General features: G+C 32.9%; 10 protein-coding genes. 8 read left to right on the top strand and 2 right to left on the bottom strand.

The window, feature by feature from the left end; all coding sequences use genetic code 11:
- Positions 1 to 124 precede the first annotated feature (124 nt).
- Genes V7659_RS25045 through V7659_RS25035 form a run of 3 tightly spaced genes read left to right on the top strand, consistent with a single transcriptional unit; the run spans position 125 to position 1,787 of the window.
- Entirely contained in the window at positions 125 to 613 is a 489-nt protein-coding gene (locus V7659_RS25045) for an RNA polymerase sigma factor (protein ID WP_335542830.1), read from the top strand.
- Positions 603 to 1,478, top strand: a complete 876-nt coding sequence (locus tag V7659_RS25040) for a zf-HC2 domain-containing protein (RefSeq protein ID WP_335542829.1) — start codon at positions 603 to 605, stop codon at positions 1,476 to 1,478. The genes V7659_RS25045 and V7659_RS25040 overlap by 11 nt, the downstream gene beginning before the upstream one ends.
- Positions 1,479 to 1,526: 48 nt before the next feature.
- Entirely contained in the window at positions 1,527 to 1,787 is a 261-nt protein-coding gene (locus V7659_RS25035) for a hypothetical protein (RefSeq protein WP_335542828.1), read from the top strand.
- A 344-nt stretch (positions 1,788 to 2,131) separates the two neighbouring features.
- On the opposite strand, the gene V7659_RS25030 is transcribed toward V7659_RS25035, so the two are convergent.
- Positions 2,132 to 3,079 (bottom strand): GTPase, encoded by a 948-nt coding sequence (locus tag V7659_RS25030; protein WP_335542831.1) that lies wholly within the window; start codon positions 3,077 to 3,079, stop codon positions 2,132 to 2,134.
- 494 nt (positions 3,080 to 3,573) lie between these two features.
- On the opposite strand from V7659_RS25030, the gene V7659_RS25025 reads away from it, so the two are divergent.
- From V7659_RS25025 to V7659_RS25010, 4 genes are all read left to right on the top strand, one after another.
- Positions 3,574 to 3,852: a hypothetical protein gene (locus V7659_RS25025; RefSeq protein WP_335542827.1), complete on the top strand. Its 279-nt coding sequence runs from the start codon at positions 3,574 to 3,576 to the stop codon at positions 3,850 to 3,852.
- A gap of 62 nt (positions 3,853 to 3,914) precedes the next feature.
- Positions 3,915 to 4,052: a hypothetical protein gene (locus V7659_RS25020; protein WP_335542826.1), complete on the top strand. Its 138-nt coding sequence runs from the start codon at positions 3,915 to 3,917 to the stop codon at positions 4,050 to 4,052.
- Positions 4,053 to 4,258: 206 nt separating this feature from the next.
- The gene (locus V7659_RS25015) at positions 4,259 to 5,491 is read left to right on the top strand and encodes a hypothetical protein (RefSeq protein ID WP_335542825.1); all 1,233 of its coding nucleotides are present in this window, start codon (positions 4,259 to 4,261) and stop codon (positions 5,489 to 5,491) included.
- A 735-nt stretch (positions 5,492 to 6,226) separates the two neighbouring features.
- Positions 6,227 to 8,890, top strand: a complete 2,664-nt coding sequence (locus V7659_RS25010) for a hypothetical protein (RefSeq protein ID WP_335542824.1) — start codon at positions 6,227 to 6,229, stop codon at positions 8,888 to 8,890.
- Positions 8,891 to 9,487: 597 nt separating this feature from the next.
- Here the strand turns inward: V7659_RS25010 and V7659_RS25005 are convergent.
- Positions 9,488 to 9,838 carry a hypothetical protein gene (locus V7659_RS25005; protein ID WP_335542823.1) on the bottom strand — a complete coding sequence of 117 codons (351 nt, stop codon included), beginning with the start codon at positions 9,836 to 9,838 and terminating at the stop codon, positions 9,488 to 9,490.
- Positions 9,839 to 9,990: 152 nt separating this feature from the next.
- On the opposite strand from V7659_RS25005, the gene V7659_RS25000 reads away from it, so the two are divergent.
- On the top strand, positions 9,991 to 10,818 hold the full coding sequence (locus V7659_RS25000) for an ATP-dependent DNA ligase (protein ID WP_335542822.1): 828 nt from the start codon (positions 9,991 to 9,993) through the stop codon (positions 10,816 to 10,818).
- The last annotated feature ends 169 nt before the right edge of the window (positions 10,819 to 10,987 follow it).

The following is a 10,987-nucleotide window of genomic DNA, read 5'->3' as shown; positions in this document are numbered from 1 at the left end:
TTAATAGTTTAGCCGCCATTTGTTGGGCGGTTTTCTAATGCCAATAAAAAGTTTTAAAAAATAAATATATTTCTTGTAACGAAATTGGCTTGAATCGGATATATAGACGAAAGGAGGAAAAGGCTTGGGAGAATTAGATGAAATTTATAGCAATTATGCTGAAGAAGTATTCAAATTTCTAATGTGTCTTTGTCACAACGCAGATTTGTCAGAAGAACTAACGCAAGAAACTTTTTATCAAGCTGTAAAATCTATTGATAGATATAATGGTGAATGTAAAATGTCAGTTTGGCTTTGTCAAATAGCGAAGCACTCCTATTATAAGCATCTTGAACGTAACAAGAAACAACAAAGACATATGTTTCGAGACGAGACATTACATACTTCTCCTGAAGCTGAATTCATTCATTCGGAAGACAAAATTGCCCTATACCGAATAATACACTTACTTGAAGAACCATACAAAGAAGTGCTACTTTTGAGAATTTTGGGTGGTCTTAGTTTCAAAGAAATAGGTGAAATTCAGCTAAAAAATGAAAACTGGGCGAGGGTTACTTTTTATAGGGCTAAAATGAAATTAAGGGAAAGGGGTAAGGATAAAAATGGACAATAAATGCAATATAGTGAAAGATTTACTGCCATCTTATATCGATAACTTGTGTAGCAAAGATAGTATTGTTTTTATTGAGGATCATATGAGTTCGTGTACCGAATGTAGAGAAGTATTAGAAAGTATGAAAAATGATGTTGACCTTAATGATGAAATAGATGAAGTGTATAAAGTGGAAGTAAAGAGACCATTCCAAAAAATATCTAGGTTTTTCAATGGTCAAAAGAGACTTGCGAATTATTTACTTTTAGCTACACTTCTCTCATTGGTAATGGGGGGCATTTTTCTATCCCATTCTATAAAAAAGTATAGTGAACAAAAAGACGAAGCAACAAAGCTAGAAATAGTAGACCGAGAAAAAGAGGACATTATGGATGATGCTTTTCATATTTTAGGTTCTTCAACAAAAGTGAATGCAAATGAACAAAAACAACTCCTTACCATTTATAAAAAATATAGTGATAAACTTAATTTGTTAGCTGTTTTTCCAGCAGAAGATGTAAAGGATTGGTTTAAGGAAAATGGTTCTGTAAAACAGAAACCAACAACTATCTATCCTATTGAGTACAATAAAGCTGCAATAGTCATTGGGAGTGAAGGGATACTCAGGGAAAATAACCATATTACTCCTAGTGGGTATGATTTAGGAACTGTGGTAATGGCAAATAATCGATGGGTTATTCAATATGAATATAAAAGTTCGTATAAACAGACTATTGAGAGACATCACCAATTAACTTATTACGGACCAAGCACTTGGAGTATTTTTCAAACCCCAATATTACTATTTACTTTGTTTATTATCCTTTTGACATTTTGGCTATTCATTAAGAGACAAAATAATCGGCTTAAAGATGTAATGGGATAAATATATCAGCATTATAGACTAACATTGTGAACAAATATACTTAAACTAATGGGTGCAAGAGTTAAAGATGGGATTGCTGCGGCGATCCCTTTTGTTATTCCAGAAAATGTCATTGAACAAAACGATCTGAAGCAACTAAGTTTTTTTGACCAAACAAGCGAGAATGACAACATCGCTAGAATGCAAGCCCAATTGGATGAATATCTATTAAAGATAGCTGATTTAGAGGTTGAACAAGATATGGATTCAGAAATGATAATCGAGCGATTCAAGAAGATATTAATGTCCCATAAAAATTATACTGTCTAATTGATGTAAAAACATATTTGATAAAGGCTATGACCCCTCAGATAAAGGGGTTTTTTTAGTTGGATTAATGTTAGGAAATAAAATTGAAGCTCCTAAGAATCATGCTTATGTAAAATTAAATGATAAGGAAGGTAAATTAAATTTAGAAACAGGTATACTTAGTTCATATATTAATTATACAGAGGTAAGTCTTCCTTTACGAAATTTGGGCATTTAAGATATACAACAAGAATAGCAAAATTGTAATGTAATACGTTTAATAGATATAAAAAGATGTGAACTTCTTACATCATAGGATAATTAGGAAAAAGAGAAAAGCTAACAAAAATGTTAGCTTTTCTTTATTAAAAAGTTACCTTCTCTTTCATGAAGGTTTTAGTTAAAGATTTTAGAAGTTCAGCATCAAGTTCTATATTATTTTCATATGCATATTTGATAGCGTATCCTAAACCTAGAGTCAAACTTCCTGCTATGCCTGCCCCCGCAATTGAACCAGCTCCAGGAATAAACTTAATTGCTTGTCTAAATAGACTCTTTCCTATATTGCCAGTTAAAGACGCAATTGCTAGCTCTTTTGCCCTGTCTTTTGTCAAGGGCTTATCATATAAGGCTGCTAATCTTACCATTAGCCCAACTTGTACACCAGTAATTGGAAGGATATCGGATCCAGGAATGGGTGAAGCACCTATTGCAGTTGCGGTAGTTGATGCTGCTAAGATCCACTTGTTGGCAGTTGAGGATTTTTCCTTAATGTTCTTAGCAAATAGAATGTCCTTTTTTTGTTCTTTAAGAATATCTAAAATTGCATTTCTTAGCATTTCAATATTTTGTCCAGTCTTTGACGATATTGGTGTCACTTTATAATTATAATTAGTGTTATCCTGTACATATTTAACAAGGCTTGGTATATCTTCAGCGGCATCAATTTTGTTCATTACAAATATTATATTCTTATTTATTTTACTTATGTTTTGAAAGTGTTTTCTTTCACCTTCAGAGAAGACAGTACCAGCAGCATTTAAGAAAAATAAAATAACATCTGCTTCTTTGTAGAATTTTAGTGTCTCATCAGAATTTTTACTTTTTATATCATCTAATCCAGGTGTATCAGCAAAAATGATCTTATCCCTGTATTTATATTTATCAACAACTATTGTTTCACCTGGGCTTGGACCAACGGATGCTACTTCATCTCCAATTAATCGGTTGATAGTAGAGGATTTCCCTGAATTAACATCACCAATCATCGCGAATAGAATTTCCTTTTCAAGTTGCTCATTTACACTGTTTATTTCNNTTTAAATATTACCAAAATACTAGATTTTTTTCACTAGTATTTGGAATGATTTTCTAAAAAATTCTGTTTTCATTAGTAAAAACTGTTAAGGTTTAAGAGTTGAATTGATTATTTTAAGGCTTTAGTTCCTTTTTATAAAACAGTTTTAAAGGTGATATCCAAAATTCATCAATTGCATTTTTTTTAAAATGAAAAGTAGGGGATTACCCTCCAACTGGAAGTGTTTCTGTTCAGAAAACCTAAGGAAATGTGGTACTATTAGACTAGTAATAAAGGAAAAGGAAAATTAAAAATTCTTAATCTATTAAGCTAATTATTCTTTGGATTGCTACTTTGTTTTCGAATGATTTTGTCTTAAATGAAATAATTATATATCGACCATACTGTCATCATTACTGTCCCTTCCACACATTAATGTATTGCCTGTTTTTGAGTCTATAAACTAGGAAGAGAGCACTTTTTTTACTGAAAATTGGAGGAGATGATGAAATGGACAAAGCTTTAAAGACAACAAAATACTGTACATTATTAGCACAAGGTATAACCCAAGAAGGTGAAGATATATCAGCCGTTGAAAAAATCTTCATCAAAAGCCTTAACCGTGAAGAAATTAGGTTCGCTTGGTATAAGGAGAAGAGCGGAACAAGATACTTTCAACCGCGACCACTAGATCTAACAGAGGATGAACTTTTTGACTTGCTAAAAGATGGTATCGATAATGGGGTTTTCAGTGAAAAGTTTAGGGGAAATCTGAAAAAATATCTTTAAAAAACATAATCGTATTGTAGATGGCTTACTAAAATGGATAATTGAAAATAGAGGGAAATAGCATGAAAAATAAGAAGAAAGAATCTTATCTTCCAGAAGATATAGCTAAGAATGTACAAAATTATATGATTGAATCTGGATATGCAAATGGAACGATAAATATGAAGCTAGGAAATTTAAACTTTCTGTTCAGCCACTAAGGAAAAGAACAATTTATCAATATGCTTAATACTGCTCCTGCTAAAGTATGGGAGACAGTGGAGTACATTGAAAAAACACTTCCAAATGGTTGTATAGTATCATCTGATGTACATGCTTTTAAGATAGCCTGGGAAAGTATAAATGGTGTTGAAATAATAAAGAAAAGAGTAAAGAAAGTCTAATTAATTAATCCCTATTTATGGAGGTGCCTGAACTGAAGGGAACGATTTCTAAAAGTGGTGTATATGAATTTCATAATTTTAGGGACAATCTTATAATTGACAGATATCACCCTATTTTCTATAAGATGAAAGGTTCTAAAATTAATCAAATGAGAAGTGAAAATAGCGAAGATGCAGTTACTTGGAATGTTTTTAAATCCCTTCAACAAATTGACCCTAAGACGTGGTTTCCATACTTTGTTTCTCAAGGGTTAAACATTAAGTCTGAACCATTTTATTTTAATGAACTTCCAAATTATATTCATATGCCTGAGATGTTACAAATCAAATTATGGAAGAAAATAGAACCACCACCTTCATTGAGATTATACCAAAAAGATGAAGGACCAACAGAAGTAGATATAATTATTGAAAGTGAAGATTTTGTATGGTTTATTGAAGCAAAATATAAATCAGACATTTCCATGAAGACCACTAACAATGACAATAGAAACCAAATATTGAGGAATGTTGATGTTGGGTCTTGGTATGCAGGAGTAAGAGATTTTTATTTTTCATTATTAATTTTAGATGAGAAAACGTCCTCAAAAGGATTTAAAAGGGTTAACCAATATAAACAAGAGCTAAAAAGTGATATGAATAAATTACTTTCAAACTTTGACCATCGCTCCGATGGTTTTCTTAATCTTAGAGATATAAGTGTTTTTTACTGGAAGGATCTAGCTGCTATATTTAAGTATTGTTCAAATTATGCTGAAGATCAATTAGAAAGAGATATATCAAATCGTGCTTTTAATTGGCTGCATTCCAAGAATATTATTCAAAATCGGAATTGGTGGGAAGAGGATCTCAGCAAGAAGTATGATAATTATCCAAAAGAACTTGAATATATATTGAAAGTTCAAGAGTTTGCTAAAAATGGCTGGAATAGAAGGTTAAAAAAATATTTCTTGCCTAAAGGATATGATGAAGATGGTTATCCTTCAAGCTCCATGATGAAATACTATGATGTAAATATTAACTCTTTTTATGAGGATTTTAATCATATATATAATCAATTTAATAATATGGGTTTCCCTTGGTGGTGGGGAAATAAGGATATAAAAGAATTTAGGATTAGATTCTTTGAAGCATTAGAGGAATGTGAAGAACTTGGATGTGTAACCGAGGATGAATACTGGGAGTTATTCAATAATAATCCTGAGGAAACACTTCGAATATCATATTTATTATTGGTTTACTGGTATTTTCAATAAGATTCAATGACTATCCCTTTACGGTATTATTTCAGGACTGAATAATAATTGACGGGTGATTTGATTAAAATTGATGGATTGCTAATGCGGTCTATTTTTTTTGCCTTCTTTTTTAAAGTAGTACAGATCCGAAGAGTCAGACCATGTTCAAAAGCAAAAAGACGAAAACAAACATTCTGTAAATGAAGGTATAAACAGTTATAGAGGTGATTTGGGTGTACTTAAATCTTGAAGTCCATCTTTGTATCGAAGGAAAAGAAATGGTATCTAAGGGAGGGTTTCAGCTAGGAATAGAAGTGAAATCCCATTGGTTGCATGTCAGTTGATATGAGAATTAAGCGAGAGACCTGTTATCGTACAACATTAATCTATTATTAACGGAACAGAAAACATAACAGAGGAGGTTAAGAAAATTGAACGTAAACCCATTCCTCCTTTAGATATTTCTATTTATAGAAAAGGATGATCATCATATATTCCTTGAAAAAGAATTTCATGACCTTTCACTCATATTTGAAATGCTAAAACAGAAGGCAGTAAATGAAAACTTATTTTACAAATTCTTTAGTTTAGTTATCCGTTTTATAATGTTTACTAAATGGTATTTTTTGAGAAGTGATTTGGAAGGCTAAATTATGGTGATGAAATGGAAATAAGGGAAAGATTCAATTACTAAATTGGATAATATTAGCATTGTGAGTTTTTAAAGTTATCTTAAAAATAGGAGGGAAACTGATGCCAGAGACAATAGTTTCAGTGGACGACCTTGAGAATAAACTCAAAGATGCAATCACAAACAGAAAAGTATCATTAACTGATTTGTCTCTTCTATCTAATGAAATTCGTCAAATGTTACTTAATATCAACCGACTTGAAGAAATTATTGTGGATTCAAGTAAAGTTACCAGACAGGAAGAAGTAGTTATATTAAAAGGAACGGTAACACTGCTTGGACTTTCTCAGTTGGATGCAACGATAAACTTCAAGTTAGTAGAAGGAAAAGTGGAAATAATTGCTGATATCCATGAGGCTGAAGTCCATCATTCAATATCAGTTTCTCTGGGCATTACTGAAGTAGATTTAACCGATATTGGAATTAAGATTTATGAACTTACTGAAGGAACAAGAAAAGCTGTTTTAAGTGGTAAAATTAGTATCGAAGAGCAAACAATCCAATTAACTCTAGATTTATTAGGAGACGGATTATTCCAGGGACAAATAATTTCCCTCTCTTTACAAAAGTTGATCTCAACATTATGTGGAAGACGAATAAATTTTCCTGGAATACCTGATTTAACTATCCAGGATGCCCATTTTACTATCGGTTCTCCCTCAGAAGGTTCTCCAGTCACACTTACGTCAAATGTACAAGAATTTGGCATACTTCAGTTAATTGTAAGTAAATACGATGACTCATGGGAATTCATTGCAGTACTTTCTTTGGGGAATGAGTGGAAGCTATCCAGGATATCAGAAATCTTTTCTGTATTTGATTTTCTAAAATTCGTTGAACCTAGAATTACACTTTCATCAGTGTCCGATTCTAATGTAACGTTGATAAGAGATAACTCCCAAACAGAAGTTATTTCGGTTATCGAGGGTGTTTACTTTAGTGGTAAATTGCAAATGGAAGGATTGGGGTTAGATATATTTCGATATTTATTTCAAATACCAGAACTCCCGATTGGTGGTGTAATTGCACCAAATCTTTCCTCAACAAGATTTAGAGCTAGTCTTGATGACGAATTAAGTTTATTCGGTATTACTTTTGAGGATGTCGGATTAGATTTGCAGCCCCAGCCATTCTTAATTAGCTTCCATTTGTCCACGATCGTTTATATTCAGAATGAGGAACTTCCATTCAGCGGTAGTATCCAGTTACAACAAAATGGTGTTGCATTTCAACTTGCTATGCGTGGAATTTGGGAAAAACCATTTGGGCTCCCTATGTTCGACATAGAAAACGTAGTACTAGAATTTCAAACAAGCCCTGATCCGAGGTTAGCAGTTAAAGGTTGTATTCGTATTGAGGATAACCAACAGTTAGAAGTTATTTGTCGATTTACCAGCAGTGGAGTTCCAGATGTGCTAATCGGAAATCTTCAGGGAGAAATTAATACTTCAACATTAATACAACAATTTACTGGTATAGATATGCCTGAAGGTTTTTTAGATGTGTCCATTATGGATGTAAGGGTTTATATCGTAGCTAGTCCACAGGGAGCGCCGATTGACGAAATTCAATATCCGTTCGGTTTCAGGTTTCACGGCAAAATTCATGCTTATGGTGTTGAATCATCTGCGAAGGTATCCATTAATGAAAATGGAATATATCTTGATGGTCAAAGTGATCCAATTAATGTAGGAGATGTACTAAAAATTTATGGTGAAACTTCTGAACAAGGTCCCAAAGTTGTGTTACGAGCAATTGCAGGGGAACCATTCCTTTTCCAGCTTGACGCAGGTGTACAATTATTGGGGGCTACCTTGGAAACTCATATCTTAATAAAACAAGACGGACTTGAGTTTGCGTTTTCATCAAGAATTTTCAATATCTTCGAGGCAAATGTTGAAGCCAAAACTACTGGCGAATTAAAGCAAGGGGACTTCTACATAAGAGCATCCATGCAAAATGACATGCTCGAATATATGAATAATGCAGTCCGACAGAATTTACAAGAACGAGTTGCTTCCATCGAGGGTGGCGTATCTGAAGCTCAAGCAAATCTAGAGAACTTAGAGCGATTTTTACAAACCTTGAATGAAAGAATCGCCAATAGGGAAAGTCAATACGATAATGAGCGCACCTCAGCCAAAAGATTATTAGAGGAAGCCAAGAATGAAGAAAGAACAATCGCAAATGAATTAGATGACGCAAGACGGGACTTAGAAGATATCGTAAGATTGATTGAGAGAACTCTTGATCCGCGAGAACTCGTTAGATATAAAGTAATAAGGGATGAACTCAAAAATCTTATTAGTAGAAAAAAGGATGAGTTAGAAGCGAAAAAAAATTTAGTCAGAGAGAGGCGCAACTTATTAGAATCTATTGTTCCTCCACAGGCAGATCCGACCTATATAGCAATGGTGGCTGAAAAAGAACCATTAGAGGCAGCTATTCAAGATGCACGAACAATCCTAGAGACAGTAAAAAGAACAGCTGGAAAGTTAGCTCAAGTTAATCAATATATACAATCGAATAATATAACTGCCGTGTTTGATGTGAGTAGAATATCTTTTGAAGGTGGTATTCAATCGGTAGGAGGCGGGCATGTTACGTTATCAATGACTGTTCGCTTCATGGGAGCAGAAAAGAATATTAATCATGGCTTTATATTCCCAGACCCAATGTCGGGAGTACATACTTTGGCAGACAGCTTGATTGAATCACTGACATGACATTCTAAATACCAGTCGATAATATTATGATAATAGAAACTTTAAGATTTTTTAGAGGATACATCGGAATCCTGTAAAAATCGATAAGATCAATAAAAAAGGTAAATAGTTTTCTTATATAAAAAAACGAAGGGGTTATGCAACCCCTTTTTATTTGAATATGAATATGTAAATTCGAAAGTTTATTTTCTTTTATTATGCTTGATTCTTAACCTGTAATTGGCTTTTATTAATCGATGTAATTCATCCTTTGGGTACCCAGCAATAATATTTGTTACAAATTCATGGTCTAATTCTACGCCGTTATTTGTGATTCCTCTTTTGTTCCCTCGACTAATGACTTCTCGAATACTACTGGTGTATGCGTATTCTTTTATAATCCATTTTTCTAGACTATTCGCTTCGTAGGATTCGACAAGGTGAACAAAGTGTTAAGCCGCCTAATTTCTTCTTTTGCACTTGGAACTGTCAATATTTTCATGTAAAGCATCCCTCCTAAATGAATCAATTCACCAAGGACAGTGATTACACCTTTCGACAATTTTGTGAATTATTACATACCCAAAATGGAACAACATACAAAAGTGTTCTTCATGTTTAATTGCCATTAAAGAAGGGATTTAGACGTTGGTTTAATGTGAATTTTATGGCACTTTTCCAATAACGGAAGTTTCCTTCCTTGTATCCCCCGTTCTTTACATAGAAATTGTATTGAACAAATAAGCCATCGCTAATTGGAGGATGAATCTTAACATTTTGTTTTCTTAATTTTTCGTTTACTGTCTTTAACTTCTTAATTTTCTGCTCAACTAATTTTTCGATCTGTGATACCATCTGGTTAGTTTTTTGAATTCCCTCGATTTTTTTCCCTAAGAGATGAACTTCCAGATCTAAATAAATCTTTTCATTTATTAATTCCTCCAATTCTTTTGCAATGCGTGCCTTCATTCAAAACACCTCTAACAAGAACGTACGTTTTGTTTTATTGTATTCTTCTTAGATAAAAGAAGCAACCAGTTGGAAGACTTTATATAAAAGACCACCATTTTGATAAGTAAATTTTTCTGCTATTTTGCTACAATTAAAATGAGGTGAAATAGATGTTTGTTAGTCCGATGTTATTAGAAAGAATAGAAGAGCCATTTAATTCGGACGATTACATCGCTGAACTTAAATTAGATGGTATAAGACTATTGCTTTCCAAGTTTAATAATAAAATACGCTTATATACTCGTCACAACAACGAGGTTACAGCTTTATTTAGAGAGATATACGAAAATCTTGATTTACCAGATGAAACAATCCTTGATGGAGAACTGATTGTGCTTGGCGATGATGGTTCACCAAACTTTGAATATGTTATGGAACGGTTTAGATCAAAGAAGAGCCGTCATTTTATCCAGTTTTGCGTGTTTGATATTATTTATTACAACGGTAATAAAGTTGCGGATTTACCACTAATGAAAAGAAAAGAACTGTTAATGGGTTTGAGGTTTGATCAAAAACGGATTGTACCCGTGCAGTGGGTAGAAGGAAATGGTATTCCTTATTTCAACGCAGTATTAGAACGAGATTTAGAGGGGATTGTGCTTAAGAAAAAGGACTCAAAATATGAGATAAACCGCCGTTCAGACAATTGGTTAAAGGTTATAAACTATAAATATCAGGACGTTTTGATTACGGGAATGCTTAAGAAAGAACGCTCTTTCCTTTTAAGCAACTTAGATAATAGCGAACATATAGGGGTAATGGAATTCATGCCAATTGTAGAAAGAAAGAAAATTTTTTCCGTAATAAATAACATGCAAACGAATGAAACGGATAATTTTGTTCGATTTAAAAAAGGTATCCCATGCAATGTAAAGTTTAGAAATTGGACCAGTAATGGAAAATTAAGAATACCTTCATTTCATAAATGGATTTCCTAATATTTGCGACCGAAAAAGAAATAGAAACTCCAACAGGGGTCTTTTATATCGATATTATTATATATTTATAGGTTGTTCAAAAAAAATAAAACGGTGAACAAATACTTGGTAGATGTTCACCGTTTTAAATATTAATAGTTTATAGAAACATGGAAACTTCCAGCTTTTC

Origin of the sequence: Neobacillus drentensis, assembly GCF_036966985.1 — a bacterium.
Taxonomy (GTDB): domain Bacteria; phylum Bacillota; class Bacilli; order Bacillales; family Cytobacillaceae; genus Neobacillus; species Neobacillus drentensis_E.
The sequence above is the reverse complement of the archived record's forward strand: the minus strand, read 5'-3'. Positions and strand labels throughout refer to the sequence as shown.

Excerpts from the sequence above, each read along its gene's own strand:
- V7659_RS25035 (WP_335542828.1), top strand. The coding sequence starts at position 1,527 with ATGGGTGCAAGAGTTAAAGATGGGATTGCTGCGGCGATCCCTTTTGTT.
- V7659_RS25000 (WP_335542822.1), top strand. The coding sequence starts at position 9,991 with ATGTTTGTTAGTCCGATGTTATTAGAAAGAATAGAAGAGCCATTTAAT.
- V7659_RS25005 (WP_335542823.1), bottom strand. The coding sequence starts at position 9,838 with ATGAAGGCACGCATTGCAAAAGAATTGGAGGAATTAATAAATGAAAAG.
- V7659_RS25040 (WP_335542829.1), top strand. The coding sequence starts at position 603 with ATGGACAATAAATGCAATATAGTGAAAGATTTACTGCCATCTTATATC.
- V7659_RS25010 (WP_335542824.1), top strand. The coding sequence starts at position 6,227 with ATGCCAGAGACAATAGTTTCAGTGGACGACCTTGAGAATAAACTCAAA.
- V7659_RS25020 (WP_335542826.1), top strand. The coding sequence starts at position 3,915 with ATGAAAAATAAGAAGAAAGAATCTTATCTTCCAGAAGATATAGCTAAG.
- V7659_RS25025 (WP_335542827.1), top strand. The coding sequence starts at position 3,574 with ATGGACAAAGCTTTAAAGACAACAAAATACTGTACATTATTAGCACAA.